General features: G+C 42.2%; 15 protein-coding genes. 4 read left to right on the forward strand and 11 right to left on the reverse strand.

The window, feature by feature from the left end; translation table 11 throughout:
* Positions 1-69: 69 nt before the first annotated feature.
* From bamA to rpsB, 9 genes are all read right to left on the reverse strand, one after another.
* Positions 70-2499: an outer membrane protein assembly factor BamA gene (gene bamA, locus PR808_RS17335; RefSeq protein WP_272539785.1), complete on the reverse strand. Its 2430-nt coding sequence runs from the start codon at positions 2497-2499 to the stop codon at positions 70-72.
* A gap of 41 nt (positions 2500-2540) precedes the next feature.
* Positions 2541-3893 (reverse strand): sigma E protease regulator RseP, encoded by a 1353-nt coding sequence (gene rseP, locus PR808_RS17340; RefSeq protein WP_272539786.1) that lies wholly within the window; start codon positions 3891-3893, stop codon positions 2541-2543.
* 8 nt (positions 3894-3901) lie between these two features.
* Positions 3902-4762 (reverse strand): phosphatidate cytidylyltransferase, encoded by an 861-nt coding sequence (gene cdsA / locus PR808_RS17345; RefSeq protein ID WP_206083752.1) that lies wholly within the window; start codon positions 4760-4762, stop codon positions 3902-3904.
* A gap of 9 nt (positions 4763-4771) precedes the next feature.
* A complete protein-coding gene (locus PR808_RS17350; RefSeq protein ID WP_206083751.1) occupies positions 4772-5527 on the reverse strand; it encodes an isoprenyl transferase in 756 nt (251 codons plus the stop codon).
* Positions 5528-5713: 186 nt separating this feature from the next.
* Positions 5714-6907, reverse strand: a complete 1194-nt coding sequence (gene ispC, locus PR808_RS17355; RefSeq protein WP_206083750.1) for a 1-deoxy-D-xylulose-5-phosphate reductoisomerase — start codon at positions 6905-6907, stop codon at positions 5714-5716.
* Between the two features lie 147 nt (positions 6908-7054).
* The gene (frr, locus tag PR808_RS17360; RefSeq protein WP_206083749.1) at positions 7055-7612 is read right to left on the reverse strand and encodes a ribosome recycling factor; all 558 of its coding nucleotides are present in this window, start codon (positions 7610-7612) and stop codon (positions 7055-7057) included.
* A gap of 108 nt (positions 7613-7720) precedes the next feature.
* On the reverse strand, positions 7721-8449 hold the full coding sequence (gene pyrH / locus PR808_RS17365; RefSeq protein ID WP_206083748.1) for a UMP kinase: 729 nt from the start codon (positions 8447-8449) through the stop codon (positions 7721-7723).
* Positions 8450-8666: 217 nt separating this feature from the next.
* Entirely contained in the window at positions 8667-9518 is an 852-nt protein-coding gene (tsf, locus tag PR808_RS17370) for a translation elongation factor Ts (protein ID WP_206083747.1), read from the reverse strand.
* A 143-nt stretch (positions 9519-9661) separates the two neighbouring features.
* A complete protein-coding gene (gene rpsB, locus PR808_RS17375) occupies positions 9662-10387 on the reverse strand; it encodes a 30S ribosomal protein S2 (RefSeq protein ID WP_102139937.1) in 726 nt (241 codons plus the stop codon).
* A 659-nt stretch (positions 10388-11046) separates the two neighbouring features.
* On the opposite strand from rpsB, the gene map reads away from it, so the two are divergent.
* The 4 genes from map to PR808_RS17395 all read left to right on the forward strand — a co-directional run bounded on the left by map (position 11047) and on the right by PR808_RS17395 (position 16272).
* The gene (gene map / locus PR808_RS17380; RefSeq protein ID WP_206083746.1) at positions 11047-11844 is read left to right on the forward strand and encodes a type I methionyl aminopeptidase; all 798 of its coding nucleotides are present in this window, start codon (positions 11047-11049) and stop codon (positions 11842-11844) included.
* Between the two features lie 108 nt (positions 11845-11952).
* Complete coding sequence (gene glnD, locus PR808_RS17385; protein ID WP_272539787.1) at positions 11953-14589, forward strand: bifunctional uridylyltransferase/uridylyl-removing protein GlnD; 2637 nt, start codon at positions 11953-11955, stop codon at positions 14587-14589.
* Between the two features lie 62 nt (positions 14590-14651).
* Positions 14652-15479, forward strand: a complete 828-nt coding sequence (dapD, locus tag PR808_RS17390; protein WP_206083744.1) for a 2,3,4,5-tetrahydropyridine-2,6-dicarboxylate N-succinyltransferase — start codon at positions 14652-14654, stop codon at positions 15477-15479.
* A gap of 412 nt (positions 15480-15891) precedes the next feature.
* The gene (locus PR808_RS17395) at positions 15892-16272 is read left to right on the forward strand and encodes a DUF3461 family protein (RefSeq protein WP_047755916.1); all 381 of its coding nucleotides are present in this window, start codon (positions 15892-15894) and stop codon (positions 16270-16272) included.
* A gap of 78 nt (positions 16273-16350) precedes the next feature.
* Here the strand turns inward: PR808_RS17395 and PR808_RS17400 are convergent, their stop codons facing one another.
* Positions 16351-16803, reverse strand: coding sequence for a flavodoxin (locus tag PR808_RS17400; protein WP_272539788.1), 453 nt, complete (start codon positions 16801-16803; stop codon positions 16351-16353).
* A 21-nt stretch (positions 16804-16824) separates the two neighbouring features.
* On the reverse strand, positions 16825-17583 hold the full coding sequence (gene truC, locus PR808_RS17405; RefSeq protein WP_225818385.1) for a tRNA pseudouridine(65) synthase TruC: 759 nt from the start codon (positions 17581-17583) through the stop codon (positions 16825-16827).
* Between the last annotated feature and the right edge of the window lies 1 nt (position 17584).

Consider the following 17584-nt stretch of genomic DNA (forward strand, 5'->3'; position numbering starts at 1 on the left):
TGTATGGTTGGAAATTTTGGTTGCCCCCATAAAATTATGGGAGCCTTCATAGATAGAAACTAGACTAGATTACCACGTTCTACCAATATTAAATTGGAACTGTTCTGATTTATCCCCTTCGTAGTCCTTAATCGGCTGCGCATAAGAGAAGACCAGTGGTCCAAGTGGGGACATCCATTGTAAAGCCACACCCGCTGAAGCACGGACATTGGATGCCTTACCGTAGTCAGGCATACCCGCACGCCAATCGGATGGAATACTATTCCAGTTAGTGTCCCATACAGTACCTGCATCAACGAAAAGAGAGGTACGAACCGAGTTCGAATATTTCTCATCGAGGAACGGTGTAGGGGTAATTAACTCAAATGATGCTGCATACATGGCGTTACCACCTACTGCATCACTCGATGGGCTACCTGGCTCAGGGCCATTTACCCAATTCCCTGCTGAATCCTTGAAACGCTTCAGGTAAACCGCTTTCGGACCGATATTGTTCGAGCGGAAACCACGAATGGTACTCGAACCACCCGCATAGAAGTTTTCATAGAATGGCATTTGCTTGCTGCCGATACCATCACCATAACCTGCTTGAGCACGACCCAGTACAACCCATGTTTCATCTTCATCTAATGGGTAGTACTGCGCAGTATCAAAACGTAATTTATAGTATTCGTTATCGGAGCCAGGAATAGTCACTTTACCAGAGACATTCGTTTTATTACCTGAAGTTGGGAAGAAACCACGGTTTAACGAGTTGTATGTCCAGCCTAAGTTAAGCGTAAAGTCATCCGCATCAAAACTTTCTTTATTACGGCCATTTTCTGTGATTGGTGGATTTTTACCCATAGAATCAAGGTAATCCCACATCGCAGCTTGCGCACGCATATCAGATAGTTTGTTATGAACATAACCCGCTCCCACACGGAAAGAGTTATTTTCATTGAATGGGAAGCTTAAGAAACTATCTAAGCCATACGTTTTGTTGTTATAGCCAGACAGGTCAGCATCTTTCGCACTAAAGTCGTTATAGAAAATACGACCACCCAAGCTCACACCATTAACAGTGAAGTAAGGGTCAGTAAAGGAGAACTCAACGTTAGTTGAATAGTCATTTTTACTTGCGTTGATACCAACCGCGTTACCTGTACCTAACCAGTTATCCTGTGTAACACCGACTTGGAAGCTCACGCCACTTTCTGTACCAAAACCGATACCGAAGTTCATCGAGCCTGTATTACGTTCTTTAACTTTATAGATAACATCAACTTGATCAGGGCTGCCTGGCACACGCTGAGTTTCAACATCAACAGTTTCGAAATACCCTGTACGATTCAGACGTTCTTTACCAAGCTCGACAAGGTCATTCCCCAGCCATGCTCCTTCCATTTGACGCATTTCGCGACGTAGGACAGTATCTTTACTGGTGTCATTACCTTGGAAACGAATTTCACGAACGTAGAAACGGTTACCTGCATCAATGTTCAGATGTAATTTAACTGTTTTATCGGTGTCGTTAATTTCAGGCTGAGTCATCACTCGTGGATAGGCATAACCATAACGACCAAACAATTCTTTGATCTGGTTTTCCATCCGCGTCACTTGCGCACCATTGTATAACTCACCTGGTGTAATTGTGATCAGCTCTTTGATTTCATTTAAATGTTCAGCCGTATTACCATTAATTTCAACGCCAGAAATTTTGTACTGGTCGCCTTCAGTAATGTTAATCGTGATGTAAATACCTTTTTTGTCTGGGGTCAGACTGACTTGTGTTGAGTCAATATTAAAGCGTGCATAACCGCGATCAAGATAGAAACTGCGCAGCGTTTCTAAATCACCTGCCAGTTTTTGCTTCTGATATTTTTGGTCAGCCGCAAGGTTCCACCATGGGACATCATCACGTAATTGCAGCTTGTTAACCAATTCAGCAGCCGTGTAGTTTTTGTTCCCCACAATGTTAATCTGCTGAATTTGCGCAGAAACACCTTCGGAGAATACAAATTTTAAATCCACACGATTACGCGGTAATGGCGTCACAACGGCTTTCACTGTCGCGTTGTATTTACCCACACTGTAGTAAAAGTCTTCTAAGCCTTTTTCAATATTCGCGATTGTCGTGCGGTCAAGTGCCTCACCTACGCGAATATTTGAAGCCTCCAAGTTCTGCTTGAGCATATCGTCTTTAACAGATTTATTACCTGTAAACGTGATGCTTGCGATGGTTGGCCGCTCTTTAACTTGAACGATCAGCGTGTTTCCATCACGCAGGACCCTAACATCTTCGAAGTTACCCGTTGAAAATAGTGAACGAATCGAACGACTGATATCGTCGTTATCAATCGAATCACCAACCCTAACTGGCATGTTCAATAATGCTGCACCAACGGCGACGCGTTGTAGACCTTCGAAACGAATGTCTTTAACTACGAATCCGTCTGAACCGTATGCAGTGGCGCTGCCTAGAAGCAGCGACGCTATGAGCAACTTTTTCATCGCCATCGTTGTTATGCGTATTCCTTACTGGTCCCCAGCTTACAAAATTAGAAGCGAGAGAAATCATTAAAAAGTGCAAGTCCCATTAACAGAATCAATGCCATTGCACCTATCCGAAAACTAAAGTCTTGTACTCGCTCAGACACTGGACTTCCCTTAATTTTTTCAATTAATAAGAAGAGCAAATGCCCCCCATCTAAAACAGGCAATGGAAACAGATTGATGATACCTAAATTCACGCTAATAAGCGCAATAAACATCAAATAATATACCAAGCCTGATTCGGCTGATACCCCCGCTCCTTTCGCGATAGATATCGGACCGCTTAAGTTATTGAGTTTGACATCCCCAACAACTAATTTACCCATCATGTTGACCGTTAGCTTCATCAACTGCCACGTTTTATCACTTGCTTGGTAAAACGCAGAAAATGGCCCGTATTGCTGAACCATTTTATATTCATCTGCCAACGGTAACACTGAAAGTTCCACCCCCGCAAATCCAATTTTCTCACCATGCTGCCCATCTTGGCTGTCTGGCGTTAAGGTGAGTGAAATACGTTGTGAAGAACGTTCAATTTCTAATTTTAACGGTGTTCCCGGATTCATACGAATAATTCGAGTCACAGGATTCCAATACCCAAGTTCCTCACCGTTAACACTCACAATTCTATCGCCTGGAATTAAGCCCGCGCGTTCACCAGCTTGACCCGCTGTTACTTTTTGAATCACAGGGTCAATTCTGACTGAAACTGGCATAATACCCAGTGACAAAATCGGATCTTGCTTTTCAGGATCAAATTTCCAGTCAGTTAAATCAACTGTTTTGGTTATGGGTTCACTATACCCTTGTGGCAACACTTGCGCAGTTAACTCGCGATCACCTATTTTGCCAACTAATGCTAAGCGCGCCGAATTCCAATCAGGTGTTTCGATACCATCAATGGATTTTAGTTCCATTTTGGGTTCAAAATTCGCAACTGCTGCAATCGAACCAGGTTTTATATCCTCAATAACTGGCTTAACAGAAGGAACACCAATCATAAAGACTATCCAGTAGACAACAATAGCTAACAAAAAGTTCGCAATTGGGCCAGCACTAATAATTGCCGCACGTTGCCCTACCGTTTTATTGTTAAATGCTTCATGTCGGCGTTCAGGAGAAACGTCACCAACACGTTCATCCAACATTTTGACATAACCGCCCAGCGGGATTAACGCAAGGACAAACTCAGTACCGTGTTTATCTACTTTACGCCACAACGTTTTACCAAAGCCAATGGAGAAACGCTCAACATAAACGCCACAGCGACGTGCAACCCAATAATGGCCAAATTCGTGTACGGTTATCAGCACACCAATTGCAATAATAAATGCCGCTAAGCTCCAAATAAATCCCATTTATCTTCCTACAGCCCAAAGCCGTTAAAAATTAACAAATTCAGCCCAGCAAACACTGGAATTGCTGCAGTTAAGCTATCAATACGGTCAAGGATACCACCGTGACCAGGGATTAAATGACTACTATCTTTAATACCAGATTGGCGCTTAAACATACTTTCCGTTAAATCGCCAAATACAGATACTACAACAACAATAATTGAAGTCACTAGCAAATAATCTGGCATAGCAGGGATTGGCGCATATGCACTAAATACCCAAGAAATAATCCCAGCAGTGATTAAACCACCAACGAGGCCTTCCCACGTTTTGCCTGGCGAGACTTTTGGGGCCATTTTATTACGGCCAATCGTACGACCAAAGGCATAAGCACCAGAGTCTGCCCCCCATACCAATAACATGACATACAGTAGCCACCATGCACCAATAGCGGTGTCATTCTGGTAGCCCACGGTACGTAGTGCCATCATTCCGCAGTAGAAAGGGATTATGGTTAATACCCCAAATAATAAGCGAATAATAACAGATTTACCCCATGACGCTGATGCTGGATAAGTGACAACAAGGATAATAGCAACAACCCACCAGACCAGCCCTGCCCATAGTCCATAAAGGATCATTGGCGCATTGGATAATACCGTGATGTCAGGGATTGAAAATTGTATTGCAAGTAATATTGCAGCAAAAACAACCGCTAAGCTAATTCGTTTAACCTGTGAGTGCCATCCTGCAAATTGTGCCCATTCCCAAGCACCTAGTGCAGAAACAGCAATCACAACTAAACCAAAATTCGCTGGAGAAAGAAAAAACAACGCCGCAATAACAATTGGTATCAATACTATCGCAGTAAGCAAACGATATTTCAGCACATCTATCCCCTATTCTTTGACGAGTTCGTCATCTGATTCAGCCCCACCATAACGACGCTCGCGCTTACTAAATGCATCAACCGCATCCTGAAACACCATTTCATCAAAATCTGGCCACAAAACGTTGGTGAAATAAAATTCCGCATAAGCGACTTGCCATAATAGGAAGTTGCTAATTCGATGTTCTCCCCCTGTTCTGATGACTAAGTCGACATTCTCTTGGTCATGCATACAGATTGAGTTATTAATAGAGTCTTCACTGATATCATCAATAGACAGCTCACCACTTTGCACTTTTGCAAAGATTTGCTTCACACTATTGGCGATATCCCAGCGCCCACCATAGTTCGCTGCAATATTTAATATTAAGCCTGTATTGTTTTGCGTCAGTGCTTCTGCTTTATCAATGCGTTTTCTAAGACGCTCGCTAAAACGGTCAATATCCCCTATCACTTTTAATTTAACATTGTTCTTGTGTAGGTTTTTGACTTCATTATCGAGTGCAAAAACGAATAATTCCATCAACGAACTGACTTCTTTTTCAGGCCTTCGCCAATTTTCACTGCTAAATGCATAAAGCGTGAGCGAGCTGATTTTATTTTTTACCGCAAAACGCACAGAATTACGTACAGATTCAACACCTGCCTTATGGCCTGTTATTCTGAGTTTTCCTCTCTGTTTTGCCCATCGCCCATTACCATCCATAATGATAGCGACATGCTTAGGCATCATCGATTCAGAGAGATTTTCACCACTAGAGTTCATTAAATGTTAATCCTTGTAAGTACCGCTTTGAGAATACCACTCAATAATAACCACTATTATTAAGTTTGCTGATAAGACACATCCTTAATTCTCTGCTAAATACTAGGTTATCTTTCTTTTTTTAAACGCATCACATATTAAAGATAAATTATGGTTATCAGCAACTAAATAAATCACATACCAAGCTTAAACTGTCTGAGCGATTATTTTTATCGCATCACGACGTGCACATTCATCGATTTCTAAGACCTCTTCAATAGAAACAGGTTCAGAAAAAACTTGGTTTTCTAGGATTTTGTGATTAATTTTCGCGATATCTGTAAAACGAATTTTCCCTTCAAGGAACGCCGCTACCGTCATTTCATTTGCCCCATTCAGTGCTGTTGTCGCTGCTTGCCCTTGATGACACGCATCAATAGCAAGTTTCAAACAAGGGTAGCGCTGATAATCAGGTTGCACAAATGTTAACGATGAAAGGCTAGAGAAATCAAGCGGTTTTGCGCCTGACATAATACGCTGTGGGTAAGCCATGCTATACGAAATTGGGGTGCGCATATCAGGGGTACCAAGCTGTGCGATGACGCTGCCATCACGATACCTCACCATTGAGTGGATCACCGATTGCGGGTGAATAATCACTTCCATCTGATCAGCATTTGCATTGAAGAAATAACAGGCTTCAATATATTCTAGCCCTTTATTCATCATAGTCGCTGAATCAACTGAAATTTTACGTCCCATCGACCAATTCGGGTGATTACACGCTTCATCTGGCGTCACGTTATCAAAGTGCGATAGTGGTGTATCTCTAAATGGGCCACCTGAGCCTGTTAAAACAATACTGGAAATACCTGAAGCCGTTAAATCAGCAAAACCTAAGTTGAGCTGAATAATTTCAGGTAAACTTTGGAAGATAGCATTATGCTCACTATCAATTGGAAAGACTGAGGCATTATGTTGTCGAATCTCATTAAAGAATAAGCGGCCACTGGTAATTAAAGACTCTTTATTCGCTAATAATATTCTTTTACCTTTGCGGATCGCCGCCAAGGTGGGTAATAGCCCAGCAACACCCGTGATTGCTGACATTACTTGGTCTGCCTCATCAAGGCCTGCAAGGTCAATTGCTGCTTGTTTGCCCGACAACACTTCTGTTTTGTTATTATTCTCAGATAAAATTGTCCGTAATGCCTTCGCCGATAACTCATCCGCCATGGCGGCATATTTCGGATTAAACTCAAGACACTGCTTTGCCATTTCGGCAACATTTTTACCTGCAACAAGGGCAAGAACTTGGAATTTTTCAGGATTTTGACGAACAACAGAAAGTGTATTAGTACCAATTGAACCTGTTGAACCCAGGACTGTCAGACGTTTCATAGTGATCGGATACTCTGTATTAATTCAATACTGAGATTATATCAGCTTAGTGATAAGAAAGGATTTTTTAATGGGTACGAAAAATAATAAAGCCACGCTAACGCACACTTTTACAGTTTGCATTGGTGGCTTTATCATCATAATGGATTAAAACTCCATCAATTCTGCTTCTTTTTGCGCTAATGATTCATCAACTTTCTTGATGTAGCTATCAGTCAGCTTTTGAATGTCATCTTGTGAACGACGCTCATCATCTTCACTAATTTCTTTATCTTTTAGCAGCGCTTTTACTTTGTCATTAGCGTCACGACGCACGTTACGAACAGCGATACGACCTTGCTCCGCTTCACCACGAACCACTTTAATTAAGTCTTTACGACGTTCTTCCGTTAACGGAGGAAGCGGAACACGGATAACAGTGCCAGCAGAAGATGGGTTCAAGCCTAAATCAGACGCCATAATCGCTTTTTCAATCGCAGGTGACATGCTACGGTCAAAAACAGAAATAGCTAATGTACGTGAATCTTCAACCGTCACGTTAGCTAATTGGCGCAATGGTGTCGCTGAGCCATAATATTCAACAGTGATACCATCTAATAAACTTGGAGATGCACGGCCTGTACGAACTTTGCTGATTTGGTTTTTGAATGCTTCAAGGCTCTTTTCCATACGGTCTTGAGCATCTTTTTGGATTTCGTTAATCACGTTTTCAACCCTTAAGAACTGATTATTAAAGGCCGCAATGCGACCTCGCTTAAATTGTCTGAATTTATCTTAGATAATACATTTAAACTCAGGCTATGTCTCTGAGTATTAGTTGTGAGAAATCAGAGTACCTTCGTTTTCGCCCATGACAACACGGCGTAATGCACCTGGTTTATTCATATTGAAAACACGAATTGGTAAGTTATGATCGCGAGCTAATGTGAAGGCAGCTAAGTCCATCACTTTTAATTCACGTTCCAAAACCTCTTGATAATTCAGGTTTTCATATAATACAGCATCAGGGTCTTTTGCTGGATCAGCTGAATAGACGCCATCAACTTTTGTGGCTTTTAACACAACATCCGCTTCAATTTCAATACCGCGTAAACACGCTGCAGAGTCTGTTGTAAAGAATGGATTACCTGTTCCCGCAGAAAAAATAACAACACGGCCGTGACGTAGCAAGCTGATGGCTTCCGCCCAGCTGTAATTATCACAGACGCCGTTTAATGGAATAGCAGACATCAGTCTTGCATTCACATAAGCACGGTGCAAAGCATCGCGCATAGCGAGTCCGTTCATCACCGTGGCTAACATACCCATGTGGTCACCGACAACACGGTTCATACCAGCTTGTGCCAAACCAGCACCACGAAACAGGTTACCACCGCCAATAACCACACCGACCTGTATACCCAGTTCTATGAGTTCTTTGATTTCCTGAGCCATACGATCTAAAACGCTAGCATCGATACCAAAACCTTCTGCGCCTTGTAAGGCTTCGCCACTTAATTTAAGCAGAATACGCTGATAAACGGGTTTTGCATTGGTAGCCATGGTGTTCTGTCCTAACAGATTATTTATTGGGGTAACATACGCAGAACACACAGGTTCTACATACCTAAATTTGAATAGATTTTTAAACCTTAATTACCCACGTAATATTTCAAGCCAAAAGATAACGTTGATGGTCTCTCATACCCGCTAACTCATGTTTGTTTACTTGAAAGAAACGTGAATAAAACAGAGCCGCCAATTGGCGGCCCTTAGTTGATTACTTGCTCATCGCAGCAACTTCTGCTGCAAAGTCAGTTTCAACTTTCTCGATACCTTCACCAACTTCGAAACGAAGGAAACCAGAAACAGTAGCACCTTTCTCTTTCAGTAAGTCACCAACAGATTTGCTTGGATCCATGACGAAAGGTTGGCCAGTCAAAGAGATTTCGCCAGTGAATTTGTTCATGCGACCGATAACCATTTTTTCAGCGATCTCGCGTGGTTTACCTGATTGCATTGCGATGTCTAACTGAATTTGGTGCTCATGAGCAACAACATCAGCTGGAACGTTGTCTGGAGTCACATATTCAGGTTTGCTTGCAGCGATGTGCATAGCGATGTGTTTCAGTAATTCTTCGTCTGCGCCTTCGCCAGCGACTAAAACACCAATACGAGCACCGTGCAGGTAGCTACCTACTTGTGCGCCTTCCAGAATAGCAACGCGACGAATATTGATGTTTTCACCAATTTTCGCAACTAATGTTGTACGAGCTTCTTCGAATTTTGCTTTCAGCGCGTCGATGTCAGCATTTTTATCAGCAACAACAGAAGCTAAAACTTCTTTACCGAATGCTAAGAAACCTGCGTCTTTAGCAACGAAGTCAGTTTCACAGTTCAGCTCAACCAGAGCACCTGTTTTACCATCGTTGAAAACTTCAGTCAGGATAACACCTTCAGCTGCAACACGGCCTGCTTTTTTAGCCGCTTTTGCTTGACCTGATTTACGCATGTTATCAATCGCTAATTCGATGTCGCCATTAGCTTCAACAAGTGCTTTTTTACATTCCATCATACCTGCGCCAGTACGTTCGCGCAGTTCTTTTACCAATGCAGCGGTAATTCCAGACATGTGATTTATTCCTCGATATTCCCCGTGAGAGTCTTCCCCACGTGGATAGTTCTGATTCATATATAAAAGGGGCCTAAATCAGGCCCCTTCTAACATATAGCAGTACCTGTATAGCAATACCTGTTAATAAGGTTAAAACCTTATTATTCAGCTTCTACTAAGCTTTCTTCTGCTTGAACAGCCAGATCTTGCGAACGACCTTCACGAACGGTGCTTGCTACAGCGCCCAGATACAGTTTGATTGCACGGATTGCATCGTCGTTACCAGGGATAATGAAATCAATACCATCTGGATCAGAGTTAGTATCAACGATAGCAAATACTGGGATACCCAGGTTGTTTGCTTCTTTGATAGCAATGTGTTCGTGGTCTGCATCGATAACGAACAGAGCGTCAGGTAAACCGCCCATATCTTTGATACCGCCTAAGCTGTTTTCTAACTTGCCAAGTTCACGAGTACGCATCAGCGCTTCTTTCTTGGTCAGTTTGTCGAAAGTACCGTCTTGTGATTGAACTTCTAAATCTTTCAGACGTTTGATTGACTGACGAACAGTTTTCCAGTTAGTCAACATTCCGCCTAACCAACGGTGGTTAACGAAATATTGGTCACAGCTGTTAGCAGCTTCTTGAACGGCTTCGCTTGCAGCACGTTTAGTACCAACAAACAGAATTTTGCCTTTACGAGAAGCAATTTTAGTCAACTCAGCCAGAGCTTCGTTGAACATTGGAACAGTTTTTTCCAGGTTGATGATATGAACTTTATTACGCGCGCCGAAAATGAAAGGTTTCATTTTTGGGTTCCAGTAACGAGTCTGGTGACCAAAGTGAACGCCCGCTTGTAACATATCGCGCATGGAAACAGTTGCCATTTAATACCTCTGTATTTAAGTAATTGGGGTTATGCCTCCACGAATCCCATACTACCGACTCCAAAGCTGCGTCTAAACGCATAAGAGCACCCCGGCGCACGTGTCGATTCGTGTGTGTTATACACAATTGAGTTTAAGTTTCGCAAATCCAATTTCCTTTTCAGGAAACCTCATTTTGCTGCCATAAGTTGACATTTCAATGAAGATGAGAAGAAATAATATGGATTGCCGGCGCGCTTTATACCATAAAACCAACTTAGAAGCCAACTTTTGTTGATTTTTTCACACATAAAAATGCGTGAAAAATGGATTTTATGGTTCGCATTTCGCCTATCTAATACGTGATCCGTATTGGGTTAATTATAGACCTTTTTTGATGTGATGAAAAAGCCCTATTTTTATAATGGATACTCATTCACTTACTGGTGTTTTTTGCAATTTGTGCGGTTAAAAGCTCAAAATGAACAAGCCGCTCGCTTCTGTTACCTTATTCTAATAGCAACTTCAACTCTCGAACCTTTCGATAGCTAGTTGGCAGAAAATGCGGTGGCTGTTACCATAAGTGTTATTAATGCTAAAAAATGGTCTCAAAAACCCATTTTCAACCTCTCATTTTTTAACATGTCATCAATCATTGCTGGCATGAATGGACTGAACTCATGGCTATTATTATCAAAACTGAAGAAGATATTCAGAAAATGCGTGTTGCTGGCCGCTTAGCTGCCGAAGTATTAGAAATGATCGCACCGCATGTGGTACCAGGTGTTAGCACAGGTGAGCTGGATAGACTTTGCCATCAACACATTGTTGATACACAACAAGCAATTCCAGCATGCCTGAACTACCATGGTTTTCCAAAATCCGTTTGTATTTCCGTTAATGATGTTATCTGCCACGGTATTCCAAGCGATGAAAAAATCCTAAAAGACGGTGACATCGTGAATATCGATGTCACCGTGATTAAAGAAGGCTTCCACGGCGATACTTCAATGATGTTTATTGTTGGAAAACCAACTATTCAAGGCGAACGCCTGTGCCAAGTCACCCAAGAAAGCCTATATTTAGCCATTCGTATGGTTAAACCTGGCATTCGCCTACGTACCATCGGTAAAGCGATTCAAGAATTCGTTGAAAAACAAAGTTTCTCCGTTGTTCGTGAATATTGTGGTCACGGTATTGGCGAAGGTTTCCATGAAGAGCCACAAGTGCTGCATTATGATGCAGATGACAGTGGCGTCATTCTGCAAAAAGGCATGGCATTCACCATCGAACCGATGGTTAATACAGGCGACCACCGTATTCGCACGATGAAAGATGGCTGGACGGTAAAAACCAAAGATCGCGGCTGGTCTGCACAATATGAGCACACCTTAGTTGTCACCGACAATGGCTGTGAGATCCTCACACTGCGTAAAGAAGAAGAGCCGTTTATTTCTGCGGTTTTAGTTAACGAATAAATTTCCCCAAGAACCCTCGATTAAGAGGGTTCTTCCTCTGTTCATCTTTCACAAAAAACCGTAAGCTGGTCGTAGTTTCTTTATGGCTATCAATACGGAAAGATAAAGATGACGGCATCCTCTGCAACATATCTTGCACCAAACCACTTCACTGCCCACGACCTTGACCTCATTACCTTAAGGCAACATGTTGATGATTTTGATCGTTGGCTTGAAGACAGCTTTAATCAAGGTAAAAATGTGGTTGATTTAATTCACGTTCGCAGTGATTACCTTGATGCTTTGCTAACAAGGCTTTGGCAGGCTTTCGAATTCGACAAACAAGCAAATATGTCCCTTGTGGCTGTCGGGGGCTATGGGCGACATGAGCTCCATCCACTTTCTGATATTGATATTTTAATTCTCAGTAAACAACCACTTCCCGAGGATATCGCTACAAAAATTGGCCAATTTATCACGTTACTGTGGGACTTACGCTTTGATATTGGGCATAGCGTCCGTTCTCTTGCTGAATGTATCGAAGCAGGCAATGCCGATTTAACAACAGCAACCAATTTAATCGAATCACGGCTTATTTGCGGTGATATCACCCTTTTCTTATCGCTACAAAAAACCATTTTCAGTGATGATTTTTGGCCATCAGCCACCTTTTTTGCGGCAAAAATTGCTGAGCAACAAGAACGCCACCAGCGTTACCATAGTACCAGTTACAATTTAGAACCCGACATCAAAAGCAGCCCTGGAGGCCTACGGGATATTCATACCTTACTTTGGGTTGGAAGGCGCCATTTTGGTGCGACCACAGTAGATGAGATGGTTGGTTTTGGTTTTTTGACTGAAGAAGAACGCCAAGAGCTCAAAGAATGCCTCACTTTTTTATGGAAAATTCGTTTCGCGCTCCACTTAGTGGTGAAGCGCCACGATAACCGTTTACTGTTCGATCGCCAATTTAGCGTTGCACGTTTACTAGGCTATGTCGGTGAGAAAAATCAGCCTGTAGAACGCATGATGAAAGATTTTTATCGTGTGACTCGCCGCGTGAGGGAGCTAAATCAAATGCTATTACAGCTATTTGATGAAGCGATTTTAACCCTTAAACCAAATGAAAAACCGCGACCGATTGATTCACAATTTCAATTACGCGGCACATTAATTGATGTTATCGATGAAAACCTATTTATCAACCAACCTGCCGCTATTTTAAAAATGTTCTACCAAATGGCTCGCTATCCAAACATCACGGGTATCTATTCCACAACATTGCGTCTACTGCGCTTTGCTCGACGAAACTTGAGCGTGCCACTGTGTGAAATCCCTGAGGCACGCAAGTTGTTCCTAAAAATTCTGCGCCACCCACGAGCAATTAAAGGCGCATTTGTTCCCATGCACCTACACAGCGTACTTAGCGCCTATACGCCGCTTTGGAGCAACATTGTTGGGCAAATGCAGTTTGACTTGTTTCACGCCTATACCGTTGACGAGCACACCATCCGTGTTTTACAAAAAATCGACAGTTTTACACTTGAAGAAAACCGTCGCGAGCACCCTTTGTGTGTCAGCGTTTACCCTAAACTGCTGCAACCTGAGATTTTACGCCTTGCGGCTATCTTCCATGATATCGCCAAAGGCCGTTCAGGGGATCACTCCGATTTAGGCGCTGATTTTGTGTATGACTTTGCGCTACTGCATGATTTATCAGCAAAAGAAGCTGAGCTTGCTGCATGGCTTGTTAAAAACCACTTATTGATGTCGGTTACTGCTCAACGCCGAGATATTCAAGACCCTGATGTTATCAAGCAATTTGCAGGTGAGGTGAAATCGGTTTCTCGACTTAACTATTTGATGTGTCTAACGGTTGCAGATATTTGCGCCACCAATAGCACTTTATGGAACAGCTGGAAGCAGAGCTTAATTCGCGAACTCTTCCTATCAACGGAACATCAGCTCAACCAAGGCATGCAAAGTACGCCAGATTTACGGGAGCGCATTCGCCATCACCGCAATCAAGCGTTATCTCTGCTTCGCCCTCTTGCAATTGATGAAGAGAAACTGCAAAAACTGTGGTCACGCTGCCATGCCGACTATTTTTTACGCCACACCCCGTCGCAACTCGCTTGGCATGCCAAAAACCTGTTACATCATGATTTAACTCAGCCTTTAGTGCTAATCAGCACTCAACCGAAACATGGTGGAACAGAAATTTTTATTTGGTGTCACGATAAATCGCATCTGTTTGCCGCCGTAGCCAGTGAACTAGACCGTCGCAATTTAAGCATTCACAGTGCTCAAATATTCACCAATAAAGACAATATGGCGATGGATACCTTTGTAGTCCTTGAGCCAAATGGCTCGCCGCTCGCCAAAGACCGTTATGACCACATACGCAAAATGTTGTTACTGGCGGTACAGCAACCTGAAATTTCCCTGCCGAAACAACGTACATTGCCCTCTAAATTGCGCCATTTTACGGTTCCTACTAAGGTCAACTTCTTGCACTCCACCAATGAACGCCGTACCTACATGGAATTATTCGCGTTAGACCAGCCCGGTTTGCTGGCAAGAATTGGCCATATTTTTGCACAGCTAGAAATTTCTTTATACGGCGCGAGGATCACCACAATTGGCGAAAAAGTAGAGGATTTTTTTGTGTTAGCAGATAAAGAACACAAAGCACTCGATAAAAAAATGCAACAAGTGTTATCAGAAAGGTTGACAGAAGCCCTACAATCGAAGGATAAAATATAACGTTCATCACATTTTTATGGTGAACGCTCACTTTTATGTTATTCAAGAGGGAAATAGAATCAATGCAGCATTTACAAGCGATCATTGAAAACGCATTTGAAGACCGTGCTAACATCACGCCAAATACGGTTTCAGCCCCCGTTAAACAAGCCGTTTTGGACACTATCGCGTTATTAGATAGCGGTAAACTACGTGTTGCCGAAAAAATCGCAGGTGTCTGGGTCACTCACCAATGGTTAAAAAAGGCCGTCTTACTGTCATTTCGTATCCAAGACAATCAAGTGATTGACGGTGCTGAAAGTCGCTACTTCGACAAAGTACCAATGAAATTTGCCGATTACGACCAAACACGCTTCGAAAAAGAAGGTTTTCGCGTTGTACCACCTGCCGCGGTTCGTAAAGGTGCCTATATCGCCAAGAACAGTGTACTCATGCCATCTTATGTCAATATTGGTGCCTATGTCGATGAAGGAACAATGGTCGATACTTGGGCAACAGTGGGCTCTTGTGCGCAAATTGGTAAAAACGTGCATTTATCTGGCGGTGTCGGTATTGGTGGCGTGTTAGAACCATTACAAGCGAACCCAACCATTATCGAAGACAACTGCTTTATTGGCGCACGCTCTGAAGTTGTTGAAGGTGTCATTGTCGAGGAAGGCTCGGTGATTTCCATGGGCGTCTATTTGGGGCAAAGCACTAAAATTTATGACCGTGAAACGGGCGAAATTTTTTATGGCCGCGTTCCTGCGGGGTCTGTCGTTGTATCAGGCAATTTACCGTCGAAAGAGGGTAACTACAGCTTATATTGTGCAGTCATCGTCAAGAAAGTGGATGAAAAAACGCGCGGAAAAGTTGGCATCAATGAATTATTAAGAACTATTGATGAATAACTAGTTTTCTAACAGTTTCTCCTCCTGAACCTTTTACTGCTGTTTTTGAATCACTTAGCAGTAATCTGGTAAAACGAAGCTATCCCGAAATGCATACGCTGTATGCAACTCGGGTGGCCAAGTTCCCTTATCTCCCCCACATCTCCTTTTTCTTTTCACCGTTTTATTGCAAAGAGAAGTTGGTCAATTTCGAGAAATCGCGCATAATATGTTCGTGACTTTTGCCGTTTACCATCAATAAAACTGTATTATTTTATTTTTCATTATCATGATGCTATTTACGTAATGGCTTAATGTTATTTACGTCTTTAGGTCAATAGCACAGTACAAGAGAAATAGACTGGTATTGTTGCGGCCTGTTCACACGATTATTCTGTTCACCGACTCTGACTCTACAGTTAAGCGAGCTAACATGTACGATAATTTGAAAAGTTTAGGCATTAGTAACCCTCAGGATATCGACCGCTATACCCTGCGCCAAGAAGCAAATAACGATATTTTGAAAATTTACTTCCGTAAAGACAAAGGGGAATTTTTTGCCAAAAGTGTAAAATTCAAATACCCACGCCAACGTAAAACTATCGCGGATGGTGGTAATAATTTCAAAGAGATCCACGAAATTAACACCAACCTTCGCTATGCCATTGAAGAACTTGATCAAATTTGCCAAACAGATAAAACTGATATTGATTTAAAACACAAAATCCTTGATGACTTACGTCATTTAGAACATGTAGTTTCAAACAAAATTGCAGAAATTGAAGCTGACTTAGAAAAACTGACTCGTAAGTAACTGACCTGCAAAATAATTTACTGCGCCGTGAAATCACCTGAATTCGCATCGAAAAGGGTTACTCCACGGTGCAGGTACTTAAAGTAATTCACTCCACGCTTCAACCCACGGTTTTGCAAACTCTTCAGGAACATCCACTTCAATAGCGTCAATAAAAAGAATATCACCAATACGCGTAGCTGATTGTTCGGTCAGCACTTCATCAAAACGTAACCCAGCGCCACAAAAACTTTCATAACTGCTATCACCTAAGGAAATTAACCCATAACGTAAATCAGGTTGGTAACCAACAACATCATTGATTTCATTAAAAAGTGGTGCAATAGAGTCAGGTAAATCACCTTGTCCTGTAGAGGAAGTCACGATTAACGCAATTTCATTTCCTGAATTGTATAATTGCCAATCATTCAGAGTGGGTTCGTCAAAGACAACCACTTCATGCCCTCGTTCCTCTAAGATTTCTTGTGCTATTTCAGCCACAGCTAAAGAGTTGCCATAGACAGTACCAACAAAGATACCTATTTTTGACATAACGCCTCCCTCTAAATTTATTTAAACTGATGGATTAATAACTTTCATACTTAAATTAGCGACTTGTGCTGACCATCCAAACTGCTCAATCAGTGATATCCATTGTGCATCCCAAGGTGCAACCAGAGATATATTTTCTTCTGTTATAGGATGACTTAAATTTAATTGACTTGCGTGCAACATTAGACGCGACACAGAAAAATGTTCTGTTACCCCTCGATTTTGGCGTAAGTCACCATGTTTACTATCCCCAATAATTGGGTGACGTAAGTGAGACATATGCCGCCTGAGCTGATGTTTTCGACCTGTTTGTGGTGTTAATTCGACTAAACTAAACCGTGCCGTTTCATAGCGACCGATGGCCACAGGGCATTCCACCGTCGCAATTGGACGGCAATGGGTAATGCACTCTTGTAACACAGGCTCCCGAGTGGCATGTTTGTCTGCAATTTTGTCTAACTCTTCCAGTAAAGGGTAATCAATAGTTTGCTCATCTGTCAGATAGCCACGCACAATGGCATGATACGTTTTCTCTAACTGATGTTTTTCAAACTGAGTAGCTAGCAACCTCGCAATGTCACTCGATAACGCAAATAATAAAATACCTGATGTCGGTCTATCGAGACGATGAATGGGATAAACATATTGGCCAATTTGGTCACGCAATGTTTGCATCACAAAAACAGTTTCTTTGCTATCTAACCAACTGCGGTGAACTAACATACCTGCGGGTTTATTCACCGCAATCATATATTCATCTTGATAAATGATTTCTAACATC

The sequence above is a fragment of the Providencia sp. PROV197 genome (assembly GCF_028479625.1).
Lineage (GTDB): Bacteria > Pseudomonadota > Gammaproteobacteria > Enterobacterales > Enterobacteriaceae > Providencia > Providencia vermicola.

Excerpts from the sequence above, each read along its gene's own strand:
- bamA (WP_272539785.1), bottom strand. The coding sequence starts at position 2,499 with ATGGCGATGAAAAAGTTGCTCATAGCGTCGCTGCTTCTAGGCAGCGCC.
- rseP (WP_272539786.1), bottom strand. The coding sequence starts at position 3,893 with ATGGGATTTATTTGGAGCTTAGCGGCATTTATTATTGCAATTGGTGTG.
- PR808_RS17350 (WP_206083751.1), bottom strand. The coding sequence starts at position 5,527 with ATGAACTCTAGTGGTGAAAATCTCTCTGAATCGATGATGCCTAAGCAT.
- ispC (WP_206083750.1), bottom strand. The coding sequence starts at position 6,907 with ATGAAACGTCTGACAGTCCTGGGTTCAACAGGTTCAATTGGTACTAAT.
- pyrH (WP_206083748.1), bottom strand. The coding sequence starts at position 8,449 with ATGGCTACCAATGCAAAACCCGTTTATCAGCGTATTCTGCTTAAATTA.
- tsf (WP_206083747.1), bottom strand. The coding sequence starts at position 9,518 with ATGTCTGGAATTACCGCTGCATTGGTAAAAGAACTGCGCGAACGTACT.
- rpsB (WP_102139937.1), bottom strand. The coding sequence starts at position 10,387 with ATGGCAACTGTTTCCATGCGCGATATGTTACAAGCGGGCGTTCACTTT.
- map (WP_206083746.1), top strand. The coding sequence starts at position 11,047 with ATGGCTATTATTATCAAAACTGAAGAAGATATTCAGAAAATGCGTGTT.
- glnD (WP_272539787.1), top strand. The coding sequence starts at position 11,953 with ATGACGGCATCCTCTGCAACATATCTTGCACCAAACCACTTCACTGCC.
- dapD (WP_206083744.1), top strand. The coding sequence starts at position 14,652 with ATGCAGCATTTACAAGCGATCATTGAAAACGCATTTGAAGACCGTGCT.
- PR808_RS17395 (WP_047755916.1), top strand. The coding sequence starts at position 15,892 with ATGTACGATAATTTGAAAAGTTTAGGCATTAGTAACCCTCAGGATATC.
- PR808_RS17400 (WP_272539788.1), bottom strand. The coding sequence starts at position 16,803 with ATGTCAAAAATAGGTATCTTTGTTGGTACTGTCTATGGCAACTCTTTA.
- truC (WP_225818385.1), bottom strand. The coding sequence starts at position 17,583 with ATGTTAGAAATCATTTATCAAGATGAATATATGATTGCGGTGAATAAA.